This is a genomic window from Curtobacterium sp. Leaf261 (assembly GCF_001422205.1).
Lineage (GTDB): Bacteria > Actinomycetota > Actinomycetes > Actinomycetales > Microbacteriaceae > Curtobacterium.
This window is the reverse complement of record NZ_LMMJ01000010.1, coordinates 313,672-335,288: the sequence shown is the minus strand read 5'-3', so window position 1 is coordinate 335,288 and position 21,617 is coordinate 313,672. Positions and strand designations below refer to the sequence as shown.

The window sequence follows — 21,617 nt, the reverse complement described above, 5'->3', positions numbered from 1 at the left end:
CTGGTCACATGCCCACCACACGCGCGGACCGTCGCCCCGCCAGGCGCGACGCGACCGAGAACCGGGCCGCACTCATCGAGGCGGCCCGCACGTCCCTCCAGGCCGATCCCGATGCCTCGCTCGAGACCATCGCGGCCGCGGCAGGGCTGTCGCGGCGTGCGGTCTACGGACACTTCCCGTCACGCGACGACCTGGTGCGCGAGGTCGTGACGTCCGGGGCGGCCAGGATCGCCGCCGCCGTGCCGAACGGGCCCACGCTCGATCCGCTCGCGCCGGTCACCCGCATCGCCGTCATCGCCGCGGCGCTCTGGGCCGAGGTCTCGCACGTCAGGTCGATGGCCCAGATCGCCGTGCACGGACCCTTCGCCGAGCAGATCGGCACCGTCCTCGCCCCGGTCCGTGCCGCCGTTCGCGAGGCCTGTGCGCTCGGGGCCGAGGACGGCACCCTGCGGTCGGACGTCAGCCCCGGCACCCTGGCGAGGCTCGTCGAGGGCGCGTGCTTCACCGTCCTCGACGAGGCCACGCGCTCGGGGACGTCCACCGCCGACGGGCACCGCATGGTCGTCCTGTCCGCGCTCGGCATGGCCGGGCTCGACTGGCGACGCGCAGCCGACGTCCTCGCCACGATCCCCGCGCCGACACCCCCTACGTCGACCACCACCGACCCCGCGGAGTCGCACGCATGATGCTCGAACTCGACCGGCTCGCCCTCGGGCAGGACCCCGGCGCAGCGCTCCCGCCGGTGTCCGCCGTCGCAGCCCCCGGACGCCCCGGTGTCGTCGGTGTCGAGACCGAGAGCGCCCCGACCATCGCCGCGCTCATCGCCGGCGGTCGCATGGAGGCCGACTCCGGGCGGCTCCTCGTCGACGGGGTCGCCGACGCCGCCCGGGTCCGCCGGACGACGGCACTCGTGGACACCCCCGGGGTCGCCGAGCCGTTCCCCGTGATGACCGTCCGCCGCGTCGTACGCGAGGAGTTGGCCTACGCCGGCGAGCGCGCGTCGCGGTCCGCGGTGGAGACGGTCGTCGACGCGGTCGGGCTCACGCGACACGCGGACACCCCGATCGAGCGGATCCCCACCGCGCTCCGGGTCCGGCTCCTCGTCGAGCTCGCGTTGCTCCGGCCCGGCATCGAGGCGCTCGTCGTCACGTCCCCCGAGCGGCACGGCGGCTCGGTGCCGGAGTGGTTCGCGGTCCTGCAGGAGGTCGCAGACCGCGGGGTCGCCGTGCTCGTGATCACCTCGATGGCCGCCGCGGAGACGATCGACGCACTCATCGCGTCCGGCTCCGAACCCGATGACGCCGACACCGACACCGAAGCGCTCGCGCGGCACCACCACGCGCCCGCCCACCGTCAGCCCGACGCTGACCCCGACCCCGACCCCGACGCCGACCCCGACGCCGGGGCCGGCTCCGCGCCGGCGAAGGCGCCGGTCACCACCGGGGCCGAGCCGTCCCTCCAGGCCGTCGCTCCTGCCGCTGCTCCGGACGCGAGTCCGCCCGCACAGGCCGAGCCGTCCCTCCCCACCGATCCCGCCGCTCCGTCCACCCAGGAGAGCACCCACTCGTGACCACCCCCGCACTCGTCCGCGCCGAACTCGGCCGACTCACCGCGACCCCGCTCGCCCGACTCGCGTTCATCGCGCTGATGATCGTGCCGCTCCTCTACGGCGGCATGTACCTCTGGGCGAACCAGGACCCGTACGCCAAGCTCGACCACATCCCGGCCGCGCTCGTCGTGCAAGACACCGGCGCGACGGTCGACGGGGATCGGGTGAACTACGGCCAGAAGGTCGCGGACCAGGCGGTCGAGAGCGGCGACTTCGACTGGTCGATCACCTCGGCGTCGAAGGCCGCCAGCGGGATCAGGAACGGCGACTACGACTTCACGTTCACCATCCCTGCGAGCTTCTCGCGCGACCTGACGAGTGCCTCGGGTGACGACCCCCGGCGCGCCCGGATCGTGATGACCACCGACGACACGAACTCCTACCTCGCGTCGACGATCGCGGAGCAGGCCGGCAAGTCGATCCGCGCCTCGGTCACCCAGCAGGTCGGCAAGCGCGCCGCGACGACCCTGCTCGTCTCGCTCGCCGACATCCGCGCGAACCTGCAGTCCGCGGCCGACGGCTCCCAGCAGCTCGTCGACGGGCTCGGGAGCGCGCAGACCGGGGCGTCGTCGTTGGCGGACGGCACCGCGCAGCTCAGCGCCGGTGCCTCGCAGCTCGCGACCGGGACCGCGGACCTGCCGTCGAAGACCGCCGCCCTGGACACCGGGGCCGACAGGGTGGCGTCCGGTGCCGCGACGCTGTCGTCCGGACTCGACACGCTGCAGTCCGGGGTGTCGTCACTGCCCTCCGACACGCAGACCCTGGCGTCCGGTGCCGCCGCCGTCGCCGCCGGGAACAAGCAGCTGGCGGACACCGCCGACCCGCTCGCGGCGCAGCTCGCCGGGCTGACGCCGGAGTCCGCCGTCGCAGCGGTCGTCGCGGCACTGCCCGAGGGTGTGACGCTCACCCCGGAGCAGCAGTCCGCGCTCACGGCGACGCTCGCGGACTCCGACTTCCAGCAGCGGGTCGACGGCGCGAAGGCACAGGCCACGGCACTCACCGGCCAGCTCGACCAGCTGCGCGACGGCTCTGCGCAGGTGTCCGCGGGCGCCGCCGCACTCGCTGCCGCCGCACCGCAGCTGTCGAACGGCATCGCGTCCGCCGCGTCGGGTGCGTCCACCCTGTCGTCCGGCGCGTCCCAGGTCGCCTCGGGGACATCCGCGCTCGCCGCCGCAGCCCCCGCCCTGTCCTCCGGCGCATCGTCGCTGTCGACCGGTGCGTCGTCCGCAGCGTCCGGTGCGTCGTCGTTGTCGTCCGGGCTGTCGTCCCTCGATGCGGGGGCGACGAAGCTCAACGACGGACTGCAGTCCGGCGTCGCGCGGATCCCGTCGTCCAACGCATCCTCGCGTGCGGACCAGGCCTCCGCGATCTCGGACCCGGTCGGGGTGGCGAACAAGGACATCGCGAGCGCCGGGACCTACGGCGCGGGTCTCGCGCCGTTCTTCATCTCGCTCGCGGCGTGGATCGGCATGTACGCGCTCTTCCTCATCCTCAAGCCGATCTCCAAGCGGGCGATCACCGCAGTGCGTGGTCGCTCGTTCCGCGCCGCGGTGCCGATCACGCTCGGTGCTTGGGCGACCCCGGCGCTCCTCGGTGTCGTGCAGATGGTCGCGCTGTTCGCGATCGTCAAGTTCGTGCTCGGCTTCGGGGTGACGCACGACGTGGGCATGATCGCGGTGATGGCGCTCGCCTCGGTGACCTTCGCCGCGATCATCATGATGCTCAACGTGCTGCTCGGGTCCGTCGGCCAGTTCCTCGGACTGGTGCTCATGCTCATCCAGCTCGTCACCGCCGGGGGGACGTTCCCGTGGCAGACGCTCCCGGGGCCGTTGGCGGCGCTGCACTTCGCGCTCCCGATGAGCTACTCGGTGGACGCCATCCGGCAGCTCATGTACGGCGGGTCGATGGCCGCGGTGTGGTCGGATGCCGGGGTCCTGGCGTGCTGGTTGCTGGGGGCGCTCGTCGTGACGCTCGTCGTCGCCGGGCGGCAGGGCCGGGCGCGCACGCTGCGCGACCTGCGCCCGAGCCTGATCGGGTAGGGCGCGGGGCGCGGGCGCGCGGCGCGGCCGTTGAGAAGTGCGTATCTGTCGGGTGGGCGTCTCCACCCGACAGATACGCACTTCTCACGCGGGTTCACGAGGCCGGCGCGGGCGCCGAGCCAGCCGCCGCCGCCACGGACTGGAGGCACGCAGCCCGTCGCGCACAGGGTGGCGGCCTGGGCGGGTTGTCCACAGATCATCCTCGCGGATCGTGCCGCGTGCGCTCGGACGAGATGCTCGGGTCATGCGACCTCGGGCACTTCCACACGATCTCGGGCAACGACCCTTCGGCATCACGACCGCCGACGTCCTCGGCGTGCACCGCGAGCGACTCCGACGATCGGACCTCGTCACACCCACGCGCGGGATCCGGTGGCGGGCGGAGCACCTGCCGAACGACGTCGATCGGATCCGTTCGCTCCGTCCGGTGCTCCGCGACGGCCAGTTCATCAGTCATGCGAGTGCCGCCGAGCTCTGGGGCCTGCCACTCCCGTGGGGATGTTCGGGGAGCGACCCCATCCACGTCACGAGCCGGCACCCCCGCAACGCGATGTCGCGCGCGGGTGTCCTCGGGCACACGATCGACCCCGCGCGGGCAGCCACGCGGATGCGATGGGGTGTGCCGACGAGTACACCCGCCGCGCTCTGGGTGGAGTGCGGGTCCCTGCTCCCGCTCGACGACCTGATCGTCCTCGGCGACGCCATCGTGTCCCGGCCGGCACTCGCCACCGACCTCGAGGACCTGCACCGGATGCTCGAACTTCGGCCGCGAGCCCGAGGACTCACTCGGCTCCGCGCGGCGCTCGATCTCGTCCGGGTCGGTGCCGGATCGCCGAAGGAGACGGAGGTCCGCCTGGTCCTGATCCGCGCCGGGTTCCCAGAGCCGACGCTGCAGGCACCCATCCTCGACGCTCGCGGTGGCCGCGTCGGACGCGTGGACATGGCCTACCCGAGTCGACGGCTCATCATCGAGTACGACGGCGATCACCACCGCACCGACAGTGCGCAGTGGTCGGCGGACATCCGCCGGTACCGGGACTTCCAGCAACTCGGCTGGTTCACGCTCCGGCTGACGAGGCGGGACCTCGACGAGCACCTCGCGGAGACCCTCGAGGTCGTCGCCGAGCGGCTCGGCTACCGGCCCGACTCCGCCTCGGGCTCCGGCTCGGGCTCCGGCTCGGGCTCCGGCTCCGCCTCGGGCTCCGGCTCCGGCTCCGGCTCCGGCTCCGGCTCCGGCTCAGGCTCAGGCTCGATGGTGCCCCTCCCGACGATGGCACCGGCGCCGCCCGGGACACCGGGGACACCGGGGACACCGGGGACGCCGGGGACACCGGGGACACTGCGGGCGCTGCGTGCACCGGGGACGCTGCGGACACCGATGGACCGCGGACAGACGACGCGTCGGGCCGTAGGGTCACGACATGGCAACGCTGCTGATCACGGGGGGCGCCGGGCGCATCGCGACGAGCCTCAGGCCCCGCCTCCGGGCTGACGGACACGACCTCGTCCTGCTCGACGAACGCGACCTCGGACAGACCGTCGAGCGCGGAGAACGGTTCGTCCGGGCATCCGTGTCCGACAGACCCGCGCTCGAGGGTGCGCTGGCCGGCGTCGACGCGGTCGTGCACCTCGCTGGCATCCCCACCGAAGACACCTGGGACGCGATCGTCGCCGCCAACATGACGGGGACGAAGCACCTGCTGGAGGCCACCGCTGCCGCCGGGGTCCGACACGTGCTGCAGGCGAGCTCGATCCACGCGGTCGGGCTGGTCCCCGAACACGATGACGAGCCGGCGAGCGTGCTCGGGGACCGTCTGCCCCGCCCCGACACGTACTACGGCGTGTCGAAGGGCGTCATGGAGCTGCTCGGCAGTCTGTTCGCCGACCGGTTCGGCATGACGATCGTGTCGGCGCGCATCGGCGCCTTCGGGGTGACACCCGACTCGCGTCGAGCGCAGCGGATGTGGAGCTCCCCCGACGACCTCGCGAGGCTCGTCCGAGCGACGATCTCGATCGGGACACCGGGGCACCATGTCGTCTGGGCCGTGTCGCGGAACACCGGGTCGGTCGCGAACCTCGACGCGGGGGCACGGATCGGGTACCACCCCGAGGACGACGCAGCGAGCGTGGTGGGTCCCGACGGGTTCGCCGCGATGCCGCCGGAGGACATGCGCTTCCTCGGTGGTGGCATGGCGGACCTGCCGCTGGGCGCGCCGCGGGAGTGAGACCGCGCGCCCTCCGGTGAGAAGTGCCCATCTGTCGGGTCGGCCGCCGTACCCGACAGAGAGGCACCTCTGAAGCAGAACGGGGAGGTGCCGCTGGGCGCGCCTCGGGAGCGAGGGCCCGCGCGCTCCGGTGAGAAGTGCCCATCTGTCGGGTCAGCCGCTCCACCCGACAGATAGGCACCTCTCATCCGGGACCGACCGACCCCGACCCGGCCCCGGCCGCCGGTACGATCGGACCCGAACGCCGCACCGAGCAGAGAGGCCGGCACGATCGACGGACCATCCGGCAGACCCCGCACGAAGCCCGCGACGATCTACGACGTCGCGGAACGGGCCGGTGTCTCGAAGTCCCTCGTCTCGCTGGTCCTCGGCAACTCCCCCAGGGTCAGCGACACCCGTCGCGAAGCCGTCCTCCTCGCCATGTCGGAGCTCGACTACCGGCCATCCACCGCCGCGGTCTCCCTCGCCGGGACCCGCACGAGGACCATCGGCGTGATGCTCGACGACTTCCGCAACCAGTGGTTCGTCGACCTGCTCACCGGCCTCCGCGAGTCCCTCGAGGGCCAGGGCCTCCGCCTGGTGGTCGCGGACCGGTTCCTCAACACCGGGCTCGACACCTCCCCCGTCGAGGGCTTCCTCTCGATGCGCGTCGAGGGCATCGTCGTCGCGGGCGAACCGGACGGGCTCCCGCGGATCCCGAGGAGCACCCCGGTCGTCGTCGCCGGCGGCCGTGCCGACGCTCCGGGTGCCTCGAGCGTCGCCAACGACGACCGCACCGGGGGCCGCCTGGCGACCGAGCACCTCCTCGCGCTCGGCCACCGGCACGTCGGACACCTGTCCACGACGGACTCCCGTGCGGGCATCGAGCGTCGTGCCGGCTTCGACGACGCGATGGCAGCCGCCGCCGTCCGAGCGGACCAGGCCCGACCGGAAGCGTCGGACGCCGGACTGTCGGGCGTGACCGTGGCGCTCACCGGCCCCATGACGGAGGCGACGGGCGCTGCTGCTGCTGCGCGCCTCCTGTCCGATCATCCGGAGGTGACCGCGGTCTTCGCGGCCAACGACATGATGGCGATCGGAGCGCTCTCGGTGCTCGCAGAGCACGGTCTCCGGGTGCCGGAGGACATCTCGATCGTCGGGTACGACGACACCCCGATCGCCGCCGCCCGGTTCATCGACCTGACGAGCGTCGACGACCGCAGTGTCGACATCGGCCGCGCAGCGGGTGCGGCGCTGCTCGCGCGGATCGCCGACCACGACCTCGAACCGACCGACTCGCTCGTGCAGCCGAGGCTCGTCGTGCGCGGATCGACGGCCGCGCCCCGCCAGACCTGACCGGCGCACCGGGACGACGACGAGCGTCGGGACTGGAGGCACGGCGAGCGCCCGTCTCGCCCGTCGCGACCGTGGGGCGCGCACCGGCACCGCTCGCCATGCGCCCCGCTCAGGGTGTCGCGTGTCGAAGGACCCAGGAGTGCATCACGATGGCCGCCGCCGCAGAGGCGTTGATGCTCCGCGTCGACCCGAACTGCGCGATCTCGAGGTGTGCGTCCGCGCCGGCGAGGGCGGCGTCACTGAGCCCCGGGCCCTCCTGTCCGAAGAGGAACACGCAGCGCTCCGGGACCTCGGCGGTCTCGATCATCGCGGCGCCCGGCAGGTTGTCGATCGCGATGACCGGACGTCCCTCCTGCCGCATCGCCGAGAGGAACGCCGCAACGTCCGGGTGGTGCACGACGTGCTGGTACCGGTCGGTCACCATCGCACCGCGACGGTTCCATCGTCGACGCCCGATGATGTGCACCGTCCCGGCGAGGAACGCGTTCGCCGATCGCACGATCGAGCCGATGTTCATGTCGTGCTGCCAGTTCTCGATCGCGACGTCGAACGCGTGCCGCCGGGTGTCGAGGTCCGTGACGATGGCCTCCATCGACCAGTAGCGGTAGCCGTCGACGACGTTCCGGGTGTCGCCGTTCGCGAGGAGCTCCGGGTCGAGCCGCGGATCGTCCGGCCACGGGCGCGGATGGGGTCCGACGCCGTGCGTGGTCAGCTCGTGGCTCGGTGCCGGACCGGCCGCGGGGGCCGGGTCGGTCGCGGCGGGTTCGGTCACGGGTCGAGTGTAGATCGGCGCTCCTCGGCGACCCGCTCGATCCCGGCGACCAGCAGGTCGATCCCGAGCGCGAACCGCTCGTCGTAGTCGTGCTCCCCGAGGATCTGACCGACGAGCGCATGGCGTTCCGGTCGGCCCTCCTCGGAGTTCCCGCGCCCGATGCGCACCGAGGCGTGCCCGATCACGAAGTCGTACACGACGAAGAAGGCGTACACCGCGTGCTCGTCGTCGAACCCGGCCTCGCGCAGCGCGTCGACGACACGGCGCACGATCTGGTCGGAGTGCGTCGACACCAGGGGCGCGCGGCGACGGTGCGACTCCAGCACGAGCGGATGTCGGAGCAGCAGCACCAGGAGGTGCTCGGCGAACGTCCGGACGACCCCGCGCCACTCGTCCGGCCACTCGATCTGCGCGGTCGCCTCGTCGATGGAGCGACGCACCAGCTCGGCGTGCAGGACGTCGAGGTCGCCGATGGTCCGTTGCACGGTCGTCGGAGCGACCCCGAGCACATGCCCGAGCGCTCGGAACGACAACGACTCGAGTCCGGTGTCGTTCGCGACGAGGACCCCGGCGTCGATCACCTGGTCGCGGGTGACCGCGTTCGGGCGGCCGCGGCGACGCGGCGTCGTCGCTGGGTCGGTGGTGCTCATGCTCCGGCCTCCTCGCAAGGGTCTCTCGGGGCTGGTCCGTCGATGGTAGCGGGCAGCGGACGCGACCACCCGACGGGCCGGACGGTGCCTGTGGAGAACGCACCGTGTCTCCCGGCCGTCCTCGCTAGGCTGGCGGCGCCTGCACGGCAGCGGGCACGGTGCCCGCCCTGCGGGCGCCCGGTCGGACGAAGGGGAACGCATGGTGGCTGCGACGCGTGACGAGGTCGAGTGCTGGCTGACGGACATGGACGGGGTGCTCGTCCACGAGAACCAGGCGCTCCCCGGCGCACCGGAGCTCATCCAGCAGTGGCTCGACCAGGGCACGCCGTTCCTCGTGCTGACGAACAACTCCATCTTCACGCCGCGCGACCTCAGCGCTCGCCTGAAGTGGTCGGGGCTGTTCGTGCCGGAGGACCGGATCTGGACCTCTGCGCTCGCGACGGCGGACTTCTGCCGGTCCCAGATGCCCGGCGGCTCGGCGTTCGTGATCGGCGAGGCCGGGATGACGACCGCCCTGCACGAGGTCGGGTTCATCATGACCGAGACCGCGCCCGACTACGTCGTCGTCGGCGAGACCCGCAACTACTCCTTCGAGGCGATCACCAAGGCAGTGCGGCTCATCCGCGACGGCGCCCGGTTCATCGTGACGAACCCCGACGCGACCGGCCCGAGCGCCGAGGGGGTCCTCCCTGCCACCGGCGCGATCGCGGCGATGATCAGCAAGGCGACGGGCAAGGAACCGTACGTCGTCGGCAAGCCGAACCCGATGATGTTCCGCTCCGCGATGAACCGGATCGGTGCGCACTCCGAGAACACCGGGATGATCGGCGACCGGATGGACACCGACATCCAGGCGGGCATCGAAGCCGGGCTCCACACGGTGCTCGTGATGACCGGCATCAGCGACATGGCCGAGGTCGAGAAGTACCCGTTCCGGCCGAACGAGATCCTTGCGGGGGTGCACGAGCTCGTCACGACGACGCCGTTCGAGGTGGAGATGTGAGCGACCTCGATCGGACCGGTGGGTCGCCCACCTGGGACCCCGCGCAGTACGCCGCGTTCTCGGGCGACCGGTCGCGGCCGTTCCACGACCTCGTCGCGCAGGTCGGCGCGGTCGCGCCGCGTCGCGTCGTCGATCTCGGCTGCGGTCCCGGGACCCTGACGGCCACACTCGCGGACCGCTGGCCGGATGCCGAGGTGATCGGCATCGACTCCTCGTCCAGCATGCTGGACGAGGCCGCGTCGGTCGCCGCGGACCGCCCCAACCTGCGGTTCGAACGCGGTGAGATCGCGGACTGGAGGCCCGACCAGCGTGACGACGTCGTCGTCACCAACGCGGCGCTCCAGTGGGTACCGTCGCATCGCGAACTGTTGCCGACGTGGCTCTCCGAGCTCGCACCGGGAGCGTGGTTCGCGATGCAGGTCCCGGGGAACTTCGCCTCCCCGTCGCACGCGCTCATGCGGTCGATCGCCGCTCGTCCTCCGTTCGCGCACGCGCTCGACGGCGTCCTGCGGAGCGACCCGGTGTCGGACGCTCCCGGGTACCTCGAGACGTTCCTCGACGCGGGGTTCGACACCACGGCGTGGGAGACGACGTACATGCAGGTGCTCCGGGGCGAGGAGCCGGTGCTCGAATGGACCCGCGGGACCGGACTCCGCCCGGCACTGCAGGCGCTCGACGCCGCAGATCCGACGGGGGCGCTCACCCGGGCGTACGAGCGGGAGTACGGCGCGGCGCTGCGGCTGGCGTACCCGGCGTCGGCGAACGGCACCGTGTACCCGTTCCGCAGGATCTTCGCGGTCGGTCGCCGGCGCTGACGAGAGGCTCCCAGGTGTGCGCCCCTATCCTCCGTATATGAAATACCAACGGAGGATCCCTGCCATCATCGCGGGTTCGGTCCTGCTCTCCGCCGGGATCGTCGGCATCGGTGCCACGACGGCCGTCGCGGGCGAGACCCCCGGCAGCTACGTGGACTACTCGTTCGACGAGCCGGTCAGGGGGTTCACGCAGGAACAGACCCTCGTCACGTCTCCCGGCGATGCCAACGTGTACTGGTCGACCCAGTTCGGGACCACGCGAGGAAGTGGCGGCTACGTCGGCATGCAGACCTGGAAGGACGGCGGCGGGCAGTTCCTCCTGAGCGTCTGGGACTCGACCGACGGCCGGCCCGGACCCGGGGCGACATGCCTCACGTTCGACGAGGACGGCTCCGGGCAGAGCTGCCGGATCGCCGACGTCCGACCGATCGAAGGCCACACCTACCGCACCACCACCTCCATCGCCGCCGACGGACGACTCTCCGCGAGCATCCACGACGTGACGACGGGCGAGGACCATGACCTCGGCAGTGTCCTCACGCCGGCGGGCAACCGGTTCTCCGCCCACCTCGGGAGCTGGACCGAGTACTTCGACTGGAACTCCGACGAGGTGCAGTGCGCGGACGAGGCCTACTCGGCGATGGGCACCGCCGCACCGACGGCGACCGGAGGAGCCACGGCGCGTCTGACGTCCACGAGCCCGAGCACCACCTGTTCGACGGACACACGCCTGACCGAGCGCGCAGGCACGGTGCTGCAGGAGAACGGCATCGGCAACTCCGCCGGCGGTCGGATCTCGGCCGGGCCCGACCTGTGCCTCGACGTCCAGGAGTCCCGCGACGGCGGCAAGGTCGACCTCTGGACGACGTGTCACACCGGCACGAACCAGAACTGGGTCCACGCGGCCGACGGGAGCCTCCGTTCGCAGTACCGGTGCCTCGACGCGAACGGCACGACCCGCGGTTCCTCCGTGACTCTCTGGTCGTGCACCGGAGGCGTGAACCAGTCGTGGGAGCTCCGGACGGATCGGAAGATCGCGAACGCCAGCTCCGGGTTGTGCCTGTCGAGTGCTTCCGCCCCGGGATCACCGAAGACGCCGGGCCTGACGCTGCAGTCGTGCGCGACCGCCACTCCATCGACCACGCCGTTCGCGGCCGACGCCGACGCAGGGCACGAGGGCGATGACGGCGACGGCGATGCCGAGGCCGGCGACGGCGACGGCGACGGCGATGTCGAGGCGACGATCGGCGCGCTGCGCACCGGGGATCGCTGTCTCGACCTCGCCGACTGGAAGACCGACGACGGGAACCGCGTCGGCCTCTGGAACTGCAACGACGGCGAGAACCAGGAGTGGACGGTCGACGTCGACGGCTCCGTCAGCGCCCTGGGCGCGTGCCTCGACGCCGGCGACGCGCAGACGGGATCGGCCGTGACGATCTGGACGTGCAACGGCGGAGACGGACAGGAGTGGACCCGCGACGCGTCCGATCACCTGCAGCACGTCCGGTCCGGGCTGTGCCTGGACGCCGCGACCGACGGGTCGAGGCTCGAGCGCTGCGAGGACGCGACCGTCTGGAGCTGAGCTCCGCGCGGCTCCGTCCCGGAACGACTCCTACGCCGACGGCCGGTCGAGCCCGACGTCCTCCGACGCCCGGCTCGGCCGGCCCGTCTCGAACTCGTGGCGGGCCGGCACGTCCCGCCACCGCCGGGCGAGCCTCCGGGGCCGGTCGTCACGCCGGGAGACGAGCACCGCGGTGACCACACCGAACACCAGGAACGCGATGGTCGCGAGTCCGAGCAGGCCGAGCGCGACGACCGAACCGTCGAAGTCCGTCACCGAGCCGCCGAGCCCGGTCGCCACGACCGCGATCGCACCGAAGTCCCAGAGCGCGTGCATGAGCACCGGCAGGACGATCGAGCGGCTCGTCCTCCGCGCGACGTACAGCGCCGAGCCGAACGACGCCGCGAACACCACCTGGACGATCGTGGTCCCGACGGCTGCCCCGGCGAGGATGTTGAGCAGGTGCAGGAGCCCGAACAGCACCGAGGACAGTAGCCACACCCAGAACTCGGGCAGCCTCGCACGGAGTCCGGCGAGGAGCACCCCGCGCGTGAGGAGCTCCTCGAAGACCCCGACGAGGAGCACCGCGACGCCGAGCAGCAGGTAGTACCGGAGCGGCCGGACACCCCACTCCACGAATGGCAGTCGTCCGAGGGCCGCGACGACGATGAGTCCCGGGGCGAGGATCGTCCACGCGGGAGCTCCCCGCCGCTGATCGACCGTCACGATGCGCCACCACCCGAGCCCGGTGACGATCAGCGCGAGTGCACCGGCGGCGATCAGCTCCGGCAGGATCAGACGGTGCACGACGCTGTCGATCGTGGTGCCGACGCCGGCGTAGTCGTCGCTCGGGCGGGACCGGACGGCGCTGACGGCGGCGAAGACGACGATCGGGGCGAGGCCGATGAGCAGGGACGCCGGGACCGGCCAGCGCCGACGACGGATGGGAGCGGTCTCGGTGTCGGGCATCGCCTACCATTTGACCATGCGCCTGCCGAGTCTCAGCACGATGGCAGAGGACTACCTGAAGCTCGTCTGGAAGTCCGGCGAGCGCGGCGACTCGGCACTCGCGACACGGGACATCGCCGCGATCCTCCGGGTGTCCGCGTCGACGGTGTCCGGCAACCTCCGGAAGCTCGATCGCGACGGCCTCATCGAGCACACGCCCTACCACGGGGTCGTGCTCACGGATCTCGGGCACCGGATCGCCGTCGCGATGGTCCGCAGGCACCGGCTCATCGAGACCTACCTGGTCCGACGACTCGGCTACGGCTGGGACGAGGTGCACGCCGAGGCGGAGGCGCTCGAGCACGCCGTGTCGGACACGTTCCTCGACCGTATCGACACCGATCTCGGCCACCCGACGCACGACCCGCACGGCGATCCCATCCCCGGGACGGACGGGGTCGTCCCCGAGGTCGCCGGCACGCTGCTGTCGACGGTCTCGGCCGGCACGTGCGGCACGGTCGGGCGGGTCTCGGACGACGACCCGGGGCTCCTCCGCTACTTCGACGAGCTCGGGGTGGCACTCGGCACGCACCTCCGTGTGGAGGACGTCCGCGACTACGCGGGCGTCATCGCCGTGACACGGACGGCATCGGACGGATCGGAGGCGCTCGTCGACCTCCCCGCGGCGGCCGGCACCGCGGTCTGGCTGACCCCCGACGCGCACTGACCCGACGCGCACTGACCCGACGCGCACTGACCCGGCGCGGACTCCGCTCGGACCAGGTCGAGAGGTGCCCATCTGTCGGGTGGGTCGCCGCACCCGACAGATCGGCACTTCTCACCGGCGCCGAACGCCGCCGAACGCCGCCGAAGGCCCCGCCGAACGCCCCGGCTACCGCACCGGCTCGGGTGCCGGCTCCTCCGCGAGCGTCGACCCGGCCCGCCGGAAGGGCGCCGTCAGCGTCGGCAGGATGGCCCGCCGGTGGATCCAGAACACCACGAGCGCAGCCGCCAGGTGCACCGCCGAGAGCACGTACCGCCCGCCCGTGTCCGTCACGACGAACTGCACCGCGAACAGGGCGGCGAGCCCGATCGCCGACCACCGGTGGAAGCGCAGCGCGATGATGATCGCCACCCCGAGCACCGTCTGGGACGCCGTGAGCAGGAACTCCTCGACCTGCCGACCGTCGAGCGGGAGCCCGCCGGTCGTCCCGCCGCCGAGCACGTGCGCGATCGGCAGGGAGCCGACGAGCAGCGACCACTGGTTGATCTTCGACGCGATGAGCGTCGCGATCGCCGCACCGCCGAACCCGCGGAGGGCGAAGAGCACCGCCACGATGAACTCCGGCGCCTCGGACGCGAGCGGCGCGAGCCACTGCACGAGGAAGTAGCTGTCCACGCCGAGCGTCTTCCCGGTCTGCACGAGGGCGTCCGCGAAGGGCTCGGCGGCCATCAGGACGATCGCTGCGGCGACGACGAACATCGCCACGAGGGTGATCCGACGCGGGCGCTGCGACATCGACGCGATGTTCCCGGCCATCCCCACGAGCGGCTCCTCGTCCTCCGGAGCGGCCGAGGCCCCACCGCGCGACGCCCGCCACAGGTACACGACGAACGCCGCGAGCAGCACGAACCCGAACCACATCGGGATCGACCCCATGAGCGGGATCGCGAACGCGACGACGGCCAGGATCGCGAGGAACCCGACGTCGACGCGGGCGGACGGCTCGAGACGCAGCACCCGGGTCGCGGACGCCGGCAGCAGCCCGCCGCGGACCCCACGGCGTGCCACGAGGAGCGACACGATCACGACGAGTGGCCACCCGAACCCGAGCAGCAGCCGGTTCGAGCCGGTCATGTTCGCCGCGGCGAACTGCTCGTAGGACGGGTCGTAGCCGGACCGGAAGGCGTAGTAGAGGTCGACGGCGTACTCGGGCAGCACGGCGATGAGCGCGAGGATCGCGATGGCGAGCGCACCCGAGATGTCCTTCTGCGCAGCCTCCGCGGCCCACGCCAGCAGGAACGACGCGGCGACGACGGCCCCGCCGAACACGACCATGTCGAGCACGGGGTTCGGCGCGGACCCCGAAACGCGGAAGACGATCGCGGGGAGCGCGAGCACGAGACAGACCGCGATCCGGCCCCAGGCGGATCGGGTCATCGAGGCGACGGCGACGGGCGCGCCGACGATGGTCGAGGAAGCAGACATGTGGTCTCCAGATGAGCACCACGGCGGCGTCGAACGGGTCGAGCGTCTCCGGCCGTGGCGGAACGGCCGAAGGTCTCGCTCGCCTCGGTCCGTGTCCGGTGATGCGGGATCGGGCCGAGGAGGTGCACCGGGCGGATCGTCGTGATCGCCAGTGTGTCGATGCACCTGCTGCATCCGCGCGACGGGCCGCACGGACGCTGGGAGCTACTCCCCTTCGGACACCACTCTGGACGGTGCCAGGGGCCGCCGTCCAGCCGATCGGCGGTGTTCGGGTTCCCGAATCCACGCGTTCGAGCGCCCGCCCCGGAACTCCGGGACTCGACCGGAACCGGACTGGAGGGACGGTGCGGCGCCGACCCGCGCCTCCCGTCCGTCGCCTGGTCGCGACCGCGACCTCGTTCACCTCCTGGACACCTTGGTCACCCCGCCCGGTCACAGCGTTCTCATATCGTTCCGATGCTGAACCACATCACGATCAGAGAGAGCCGCCATGCCCCGTTCGTCCCGATCACGGAACCGCCCGCAGTCACCCTTCGTGCGGAACATCGCCATCACCGCGCTCGCGTCCGCGCTCCTCGTGGGCACGCCGGTCGCCGCCTTCGCCGCGGCGCCGTACCCGAGTGACTCCACCGCGCCGAACCTCATCCCGCTCCTGGCCGGGTACAACGACTACTGGGTGGCCGACGCCGGCAACACCCTGCACGGCACCGTCAAGGACGCGGCCACGCTGCAGCACGACGACGAACTCACGGTGTGGATCAACAACCACGCGACGACGGCCCAGCAGTTCAAGGCCCTCCAGGACTCCGAGTACAACAACACCGCCGGCACCGCGTACGACCAGTCGATGACGATCGCCGACTCGCTCGGCTCGGTCCTCGGTCCGCTGTACCTCAAGGGCACCAACACCGGCGCGCTCCCCCTCACGAAGGCGCTCATCAACAGCTCGAACGGCACCTCCGGCGCGTACGTCGGCACCGGCGCCGCGAAGACCAACTTCAGCCACCCGCGTCCGTTCCTGCCGACCGACGCGACGACCGCCCCGGTCGCCGGCGACGCCGCGGCCTGCTCGCCGACGACGGTGAACGCCTCATCGCTGAGCGCCACCCGCGTCGGCCAGCCGTACGCCGCGGCGAACGGCAACCTGAACATCGTCCGCGTGCCCGACCAGACCGACACCACCGGCGCGATCGCCCCGAACGGCGCCGCGGTGCCGCTCAGCGCGGGCTACGGACAGGCCGGCATCTGCACGGGCGGCTCGTTCCCGTCCGGGCACACCACGACGGCGTACCAGGCCGGCGTGACCCTCGCGACGCTGCTCCCCGAGCTCGCGCCCGAGGTCCTCGCCCGCGCCTCCGAGGCCGGCAACGACCGCATCGTGCTCGGTGTGCACTACCCGCTCGACATCATGGGCGGACGCATCGACGGCGAGGCGGCCCTCGCGGCACGCTGGTCCGACACGCAGTACCGCACCGAGGTCCTCGAGCCCGCGCGCGCCGAGCTCGTGAACTACCTGCAGACCCAGTGCGGCGGCACCCTCGCCGACTGCATCGCCAAGGAGACCGCCTACCAGAGCAACCCGTACGGCGGACAGGCGATGCCGGGCGGAACGGCCCAGGTCGTCACGAACCGCGCCACGGCGACGTCGGTGTACCGCGAGCGGATGACCTACGGGTTCCCCGCCACCGGGACCACCGGTCTCGCACCGTCGATCCCCGCCGGCGCGGACAACCTGCTGCTCACGGCGTTCCCGACCCTGACGGACGCGCAGCGCACCGCGGTCCTCGCCCAGACCGAGATCGCGTCGGGCTACCCGCTCGACCAGTCGACGTCGAGCTCCGGCTCGTGGGAGCGCCTCGACCTCGCCGCGGCCACGAGTGCCACCGTGCAGCTCGCCGCCGACGGCTCGGTCCAGGTGACGGCGACCGGTGGCCAGGCGCAGGTCCTGCCGGCCGCGGTCACCGACCCGACGCCGACGCCGACGCCGGCCCCGACCGGCAGCACCGGCGGAACGGGGACGACCGCGCCGACCACGACGGCGCACCTGCCCGTCGTCAGCGGCTGACCGTCTGACGAGTCCGTCGAGAGGTCCCGGCGCGACCACGTGACGGACTGGAGGGACGGTGCCAGCTGGCACCGTCCCTCCAGTCCGTCCTCCGGTGCCGTCCGGCACCCCCGTCAGGACGCGAGCATCCGCTCCGCGGTCCGCAGGCCGAGCGCCATGATCGTCAGCGCCGGGTTCGCGATGAGCGAGCTCGGGAACACCGAGTTGTCCGCGATCCACAGGTTCGGGACGTCGTGGCTCCGACCCTCGGCATCGACGACCGAGCTCCCGGGGTCGGTGCCCATCCGCGCCGTCCCGATGGTGTGCGCCGTCCGTCCGAGCACCGTCGTCGAGGTCGCACCCGCGGCCTCGACGACCGCGGTCATCGTGCGGATCGCGTGCTCGTCGATCGCGTCCTCGTTGTCGCCCGCGCTGAACGACACCCGCGCGATCGGGATGCCGAACTCGTCGACCTCGTCGGTGAGCTCCAGCCTGTTGTCGTCGCTCGGCAGGCACTCGGCGTTGATGCCGACACCGGACATGTACCGGTAGGAGTCCATCGTGGCGACGAGGTCCTTCCCCCACTTCGCACCGCCCCTGGCCATCGTCGTCGCGAGTGTCAACGGCACGACCCCGAGGCTCTGGATGAGGTACCCGCCGGCGAAGTCGACGCCCTCGGGCCGGATGAAGTCCTCGGTGATGATCGACGACGGGTACCCGCGGTGGCTCCGCATCTCGGTCGGGAACGTCCCCCACACCTGCGTCGCACCGTGGGCCATGAAGTTCCGGCCGACCTGCCCGCTCGAGTTCGCGATCCCGGTGTGCAGGAGGAGCCGCGGCGTCTCGATGCCACCGGCCGCGAGCACGAGGGCCGCGCAGCGCTGCCGCCGGTCGACGCCGTCCTTGCGGTAGACGACCGCCGACACCCGCCCGGCACTGTCGAGCTCGATGCCGTGCACCATCGCCTCGGCACGGATCTCCGCGCCGTAGGCCACCGCCATCGGCAGGTAGGACGTGTCCATGCTGCCCTTCGCGGCGTTGCGGCAGCCCTGGTGGCAGGACCCGCACGCGACGCAGGCGTGCCGGTGTCCCCAGTGCTCCTGGTCGACGTCCTCGGTGAGGACCGCAGCGGGCGCGTCGGTCGCGCGGATCCCGAGTGCGTCGCAACCGCGGATCATCATGTCCGAGGAGGCGTTCCGCCTGGTCGGACCCTGCCGGTACCGCCTGGTCGGGTCCCACGGGTAGTCGGCCGGGCCGGAGACGCCGACGGTATGCTCTGCGCGCTCGATGTACCGGATGAGCTCGGCGTGGTCGATCGGCCAGTCCGCACCCGTGCCGGACTCGGAGCGGAGGCGGATGTCGTGCTCCGTCGGGCGCGGCGTGAACGCACCCCAGTGCAGGGTGGAACCGCCGACGCCCATGCCACTGTTGTTCGGGCCGAACGCGGTCGGGGTGTCGCCACCGGAGAGCCGCTCGCCCATCCAGTTGATGTCGACGGCGTCCATCTCGTCCGGGGTGTGGTCGCCCGGCTCGAAGTTCCGGCCCGCCTCGAGGGCGACGACCCGTTTGCCGGCCGCTGCGAGCGTGGCGAGGAGCGGTGCCCCGCCGGCGCCGGTCCCGATCACGACGACGTCGACCACGTCCTCGTCGCCGTACGTGCGCATCGATGTCAGGTTCATCGTGTGGTCTCCATGCTCGTCGCGGTCTCCATCCGGGGCTCCCAGCCCTCTTTCTCGTCGGCGCCGAGGAGCTGGAACCCCTGGAGCCGTGTGCCGTCGCCGCCGTTGGCGAAGCCGTCGAAGCCGATCCTGGCCATCGTCGCCGGGTGCGCGAGCCACTGGCGGACGAGGTCGACACGGGCGTCCTCGAACCAGATCGTCATCTGCGCCGCGGAGAAGACGGTGCTGGCGCTGTCGCCGTCGTCGGTCGCCCCGTGCTGCTCCACGCCCGCCGCACCGGCGGAGTCGCCGTGCTCGGGGACGAAGCTGCTGTCCACGATCTCGCCGATCCGGGCGTCCTGGTCCTCGGCCGTCATCTCGGTGAACCCGGCGAGCGCGTCGAGGCCGAGACCGTACGCGTCGCGGTCCGGTGGGAGCATCGCGTTCCGCCAGCCGTCGCCGGCACCCGCCGCGAGCTGGGCGTCCACGCGGGCGGCGATGTCGATCGGGGCGGTGCCGTCCGCGAACGGGCCCTGGGGGACGACGCGGTCGGCGAGTGCCCGGAGGGTCGCGAGCTGCTGCGTGGTGAGTGCCTCGGGCGCGCGGTCGGGGTCGTCCGCGAGCGCTCTGGCCGCCAGGATCGAGCGGGTCCGCGCCGAGGTCCGTCCGGACGCGATCGTGCCGACGACGTCCTCGGGGATGATCGGCGCGCGTCCGGCGACGTCGTCCCAGAACCCGGCGATGGCATCGGCGACCTCGTCCGGGCGTTCGAGCGGGAGCAGGTGTCCGGCGCCATCGAGCGTCAGGAAGCGTGCACCCGGGTAGACCGCGCCGTTGAGGCTCCGCTGCGCATCGGGGCCGAGGTCGCCGTCCGCACCGCCGGCGACGATGAGCGCGGGGACGTCGAGGGTGCCGACGTCGTGCGACCAGTCCTCGCGGCTGCCGGTGGTCAGCCAGTCCGTCCAGGCCTCGGGCGACGCCCGGAGCAGGTCGGCCCGGACGCTGTCGTCACGCGCGGGGTCGAGGGGCGAGCCGACGTTCGCGTCGATGAAGGTCCGTGCAGCATCGGCGCTCAGGTGGTCGACGAGCCGGCCGTCGGTCGAGCGGGCCCAGCCGAGCATCTCGGCACGACGGTCCTCGTCCATCGGCTCGGGCACCGGCGGCGACGCGGCGAGGAGCACCACGCCGGCCAGCCCGAAGACACCGGGTGCGCCGGCCATCACCCTGGCGGCGACGGCCGAGGCGATCTTGCCGCCCATGCTGTGTCCGACGAGCATCCACCGCGTGGCACCGTGTCGACGGATCCGCTCGAGGACCTCGGTGCGCATGTCCTCGACCGTCGTGCCGGTCGACGTCGAGGCGTCCCCGAACCCCGCGAGGTCGATCTGCACCATCTCGAACCGGCCGTCGAGCGCGGCCCCGACGAGGTCGAACTCCCGGCGGCTCGTGCCGAGGGCGTGCAACAGGAAGAGGGTCGGGCGGGGCTCGCTCGGCATGGATCGGCCTCCAGGGGTCGTCGTGGGAGAGGGGACGACCGGAGCCGTCTCCTCGACGCTACGTCGCACCGCTCGGGACCGCCCGAACCCGCTGTCCCCCGAGCCGCCGAACGCACTGCCTCCTCCGGGCCACGGCGGGTCGTGTCCGACCGCTCGCTGGGACGCGCCGCGGGGTCCGGGCATAGCGTGGACCGATCCACGAACCCCGTCTCGGAAGGACAGCAATGACCCGCATCGGCACCAGCGACCTCCACGTCTTCCCCCTCGCCCTCGGCGGCAACGTCTTCGGCTGGACCGCCGACGAGCAGACCTCGCACGACGTCCTCGACCACTTCGTCGCCGGCGGCGGGAACTTCATCGACACCGCGGACGTGTACTCCGCGTGGGGCGAGGGCAACTCGGGCGGAGAGTCCGAGACGGTGATCGGTTCGTGGCTCCGGAAGTCCGGCAAGCGCGACGACGTGGTGATCGGCACCAAGGTGTCCCAGCACCCCGAGTTCCCCGGCCTCGGTGCGGCGAACGTCGCGGCGGCCGCCCGGGCATCGCTCCAGCGTCTCGGGACGGACTCGATCGACCTCTACTACGCGCACTTCGACGACCAGGACACCCCGCTCGAGGAGACCGTCCGCGCGTTCGACCAGCTCGTCAAGGACGGACTGGTCCGGTACACCGCGATCTCGAACTACTCGGTCGAGCGCGGTGCCGAGTGGATCCGGATCGCCCGGGAGCACGGTCTCGCCGAGCCCGTCGCGATCCAGCCGCACTACAACCTCGTCACGCGCGAACCGTACGAGTCGACGATCGCGCCGTTCGCGCACGAGAACCACCTGTCCGTCGTGCCGTACTTCGCGCTCGCCGCCGGGTTCCTGACGGGCAAGTACCGGTCCGCGGAGGACTTCGCCGGCAAGGACCGCGAGGGCCAGGTGAGCGGGTACTTCTCCGACGAGGGGCTCGCGGTGGTCGACGCCCTCGACACGATCGCCCGCGCGCACGACACCGAGATCGCCACGGTCGCGCTCGCCTGGCTGCAGGCGCAGCCCGACGTGGCCGCGCCGATCGCGAGTGCGCGGAACCTCGACCAGCTGCCGGCGCTCCTCGCGTCGGCCGAGCTGCAGCTCACCGACGACGAGCTCTCGACGCTCGGCGACCGGTCGGCGGCCGTCCCGGCCTGAGTCTCGCGCCGTCGGCGCTGGTGAAGCGTGCCCATCTGTCGGGTCGGAGCGATCCGGCGACAGATGGGCACTTCTCATCCG

At 72.1% G+C, this 21,617-nt stretch carries 18 protein-coding genes; 12 read left to right on the top strand and 6 right to left on the bottom strand.

All coding sequences use genetic code 11. From position 1 onward, the window contains the following. Window positions 1-8: 8 nt before the first annotated feature. The 6 genes from ASF23_RS14810 to ASF23_RS14785 all read left to right on the top strand — a co-directional run bounded on the left by ASF23_RS14810 (window position 9) and on the right by ASF23_RS14785 (window position 7,208). Complete coding sequence (locus ASF23_RS14810; protein WP_055955294.1) at window positions 9-686, top strand: TetR/AcrR family transcriptional regulator; 678 nt, start codon at window positions 9-11, stop codon at window positions 684-686. Beyond that, window positions 683-1,570 (top strand): hypothetical protein, encoded by an 888-nt coding sequence (locus ASF23_RS14805; RefSeq protein WP_055955291.1) that lies wholly within the window; start codon window positions 683-685, stop codon window positions 1,568-1,570. The genes ASF23_RS14810 and ASF23_RS14805 overlap by 4 nt, the downstream gene beginning before the upstream one ends. Then, the gene (locus ASF23_RS14800) at window positions 1,567-3,648 is read left to right on the top strand and encodes a YhgE/Pip family protein (RefSeq protein ID WP_055955288.1); all 2,082 of its coding nucleotides are present in this window, start codon (window positions 1,567-1,569) and stop codon (window positions 3,646-3,648) included. Before ASF23_RS14805 ends, ASF23_RS14800 begins: the two co-directional genes overlap by 4 nt. A 244-nt stretch (window positions 3,649-3,892) precedes the next feature. Next, complete coding sequence (locus tag ASF23_RS18435) at window positions 3,893-5,140, top strand: endonuclease domain-containing protein (protein WP_055955285.1); 1,248 nt, start codon at window positions 3,893-3,895, stop codon at window positions 5,138-5,140. Then, window positions 5,070-5,873, top strand: a complete 804-nt coding sequence (locus ASF23_RS14790; RefSeq protein ID WP_055955283.1) for an NAD-dependent epimerase/dehydratase family protein — start codon at window positions 5,070-5,072, stop codon at window positions 5,871-5,873. The genes ASF23_RS18435 and ASF23_RS14790 overlap by 71 nt, the downstream gene beginning before the upstream one ends. Before the next feature lie 270 nt (window positions 5,874-6,143). After that, complete coding sequence (locus ASF23_RS14785; protein WP_055955280.1) at window positions 6,144-7,208, top strand: LacI family DNA-binding transcriptional regulator; 1,065 nt, start codon at window positions 6,144-6,146, stop codon at window positions 7,206-7,208. Window positions 7,209-7,317: 109 nt separating this feature from the next. On the opposite strand, the gene ASF23_RS14780 is transcribed toward ASF23_RS14785, so the two are convergent. Together ASF23_RS14780 and ASF23_RS14775 are read right to left on the bottom strand one after the other, a co-directional pair. Continuing rightward, the gene (locus ASF23_RS14780) at window positions 7,318-7,980 is read right to left on the bottom strand and encodes a TrmH family RNA methyltransferase (protein WP_055955277.1); all 663 of its coding nucleotides are present in this window, start codon (window positions 7,978-7,980) and stop codon (window positions 7,318-7,320) included. Next, window positions 7,977-8,630, bottom strand: coding sequence for a TetR/AcrR family transcriptional regulator C-terminal domain-containing protein (locus ASF23_RS14775; RefSeq protein ID WP_055955272.1), 654 nt, complete (start codon window positions 8,628-8,630; stop codon window positions 7,977-7,979). Before ASF23_RS14775 ends, ASF23_RS14780 begins: the two co-directional genes overlap by 4 nt. 199 nt (window positions 8,631-8,829) lie before the next feature. Here ASF23_RS14775 and ASF23_RS14770 point away from each other — a divergent pair, with 199 nt between their 5' ends. The 3 genes from ASF23_RS14770 to ASF23_RS14760 are packed head-to-tail and all read left to right on the top strand — an operon-like array spanning window position 8,830 to window position 12,030. Continuing rightward, a complete protein-coding gene (locus ASF23_RS14770) occupies window positions 8,830-9,633 on the top strand; it encodes an HAD-IIA family hydrolase (protein ID WP_055955271.1) in 804 nt (267 codons plus the stop codon). Beyond that, on the top strand, window positions 9,630-10,448 hold the full coding sequence (locus ASF23_RS14765; RefSeq protein ID WP_055955268.1) for a methyltransferase domain-containing protein: 819 nt from the start codon (window positions 9,630-9,632) through the stop codon (window positions 10,446-10,448). Before ASF23_RS14770 ends, ASF23_RS14765 begins: the two co-directional genes overlap by 4 nt. A gap of 37 nt (window positions 10,449-10,485) precedes the next feature. Further along, window positions 10,486-12,030, top strand: coding sequence for an RICIN domain-containing protein (locus ASF23_RS14760; RefSeq protein ID WP_055955264.1), 1,545 nt, complete (start codon window positions 10,486-10,488; stop codon window positions 12,028-12,030). Window positions 12,031-12,060: 30 nt separating this feature from the next. Here ASF23_RS14760 and ASF23_RS14755 read toward each other — a convergent pair whose 3' ends face one another. Beyond that, entirely contained in the window at window positions 12,061-12,978 is a 918-nt protein-coding gene (locus ASF23_RS14755; RefSeq protein WP_055955261.1) for a CPBP family intramembrane glutamic endopeptidase, read from the bottom strand. 16 nt (window positions 12,979-12,994) lie between these two features. Here ASF23_RS14755 and ASF23_RS14750 point away from each other — a divergent pair, with 16 nt between their 5' ends. Beyond that, window positions 12,995-13,684, top strand: coding sequence for a metal-dependent transcriptional regulator (locus ASF23_RS14750; RefSeq protein ID WP_055955561.1), 690 nt, complete (start codon window positions 12,995-12,997; stop codon window positions 13,682-13,684). Window positions 13,685-13,849: 165 nt separating this feature from the next. Here the strand turns inward: ASF23_RS14750 and ASF23_RS14745 are convergent, their stop codons facing one another. Next, window positions 13,850-15,166 carry a sodium:proton exchanger gene (locus ASF23_RS14745; RefSeq protein ID WP_235510906.1) on the bottom strand — a complete coding sequence of 439 codons (1,317 nt, stop codon included), beginning with the start codon at window positions 15,164-15,166 and terminating at the stop codon, window positions 13,850-13,852. A 535-nt stretch (window positions 15,167-15,701) separates the two neighbouring features. Between ASF23_RS14745 and ASF23_RS14740 the strand changes: the two genes are divergently transcribed. Beyond that, window positions 15,702-17,231 (top strand): phosphatase PAP2 family protein, encoded by a 1,530-nt coding sequence (locus tag ASF23_RS14740; protein WP_235510905.1) that lies wholly within the window; start codon window positions 15,702-15,704, stop codon window positions 17,229-17,231. A 113-nt stretch (window positions 17,232-17,344) separates the two neighbouring features. Here the strand turns inward: ASF23_RS14740 and ASF23_RS14735 are convergent, their stop codons facing one another. Both ASF23_RS14735 and ASF23_RS14730 read right to left on the bottom strand, forming a co-directional pair. Beyond that, window positions 17,345-18,889 (bottom strand): GMC family oxidoreductase, encoded by a 1,545-nt coding sequence (locus tag ASF23_RS14735; RefSeq protein WP_200919372.1) that lies wholly within the window; start codon window positions 18,887-18,889, stop codon window positions 17,345-17,347. After that, a complete protein-coding gene (locus ASF23_RS14730) occupies window positions 18,886-20,364 on the bottom strand; it encodes an alpha/beta hydrolase (RefSeq protein WP_055955258.1) in 1,479 nt (492 codons plus the stop codon). The genes ASF23_RS14735 and ASF23_RS14730 overlap by 4 nt, the downstream gene beginning before the upstream one ends. A 224-nt stretch (window positions 20,365-20,588) precedes the next feature. Between ASF23_RS14730 and ASF23_RS14725 the strand changes: the two genes are divergently transcribed. Then, window positions 20,589-21,536 carry an aldo/keto reductase gene (locus ASF23_RS14725; protein ID WP_055955255.1) on the top strand — a complete coding sequence of 316 codons (948 nt, stop codon included), beginning with the start codon at window positions 20,589-20,591 and terminating at the stop codon, window positions 21,534-21,536. Window positions 21,537-21,617: the final 81 nt, after the last annotated feature.

What these genes read in the sequence shown, in the direction of transcription:
- ASF23_RS14725 (WP_055955255.1), top strand. Translation starts at nt 20,589, where the DNA reads ATGACCCGCATCGGCACCAGCGACCTCCACGTCTTCCCCCTCGCCCTC.
- ASF23_RS14805 (WP_055955291.1), top strand. Translation starts at nt 683, where the DNA reads ATGATGCTCGAACTCGACCGGCTCGCCCTCGGGCAGGACCCCGGCGCA.
- ASF23_RS14755 (WP_055955261.1), bottom strand. Translation starts at nt 12,978, where the DNA reads ATGCCCGACACCGAGACCGCTCCCATCCGTCGTCGGCGCTGGCCGGTC.
- ASF23_RS14775 (WP_055955272.1), bottom strand. Translation starts at nt 8,630, where the DNA reads ATGAGCACCACCGACCCAGCGACGACGCCGCGTCGCCGCGGCCGCCCG.
- ASF23_RS14745 (WP_235510906.1), bottom strand. Translation starts at nt 15,166, where the DNA reads ATGTCTGCTTCCTCGACCATCGTCGGCGCGCCCGTCGCCGTCGCCTCG.
- ASF23_RS14810 (WP_055955294.1), top strand. Translation starts at nt 9, where the DNA reads ATGCCCACCACACGCGCGGACCGTCGCCCCGCCAGGCGCGACGCGACC.
- ASF23_RS18435 (WP_055955285.1), top strand. Translation starts at nt 3,893, where the DNA reads ATGCGACCTCGGGCACTTCCACACGATCTCGGGCAACGACCCTTCGGC.
- ASF23_RS14770 (WP_055955271.1), top strand. Translation starts at nt 8,830, where the DNA reads ATGGTGGCTGCGACGCGTGACGAGGTCGAGTGCTGGCTGACGGACATG.
- ASF23_RS14730 (WP_055955258.1), bottom strand. Translation starts at nt 20,364, where the DNA reads ATGCCGAGCGAGCCCCGCCCGACCCTCTTCCTGTTGCACGCCCTCGGC.
- ASF23_RS14735 (WP_200919372.1), bottom strand. Translation starts at nt 18,889, where the DNA reads ATGAACCTGACATCGATGCGCACGTACGGCGACGAGGACGTGGTCGAC.
- ASF23_RS14790 (WP_055955283.1), top strand. Translation starts at nt 5,070, where the DNA reads ATGGCAACGCTGCTGATCACGGGGGGCGCCGGGCGCATCGCGACGAGC.
- ASF23_RS14760 (WP_055955264.1), top strand. Translation starts at nt 10,486, where the DNA reads ATGAAATACCAACGGAGGATCCCTGCCATCATCGCGGGTTCGGTCCTG.
- ASF23_RS14750 (WP_055955561.1), top strand. Translation starts at nt 12,995, where the DNA reads ATGCGCCTGCCGAGTCTCAGCACGATGGCAGAGGACTACCTGAAGCTC.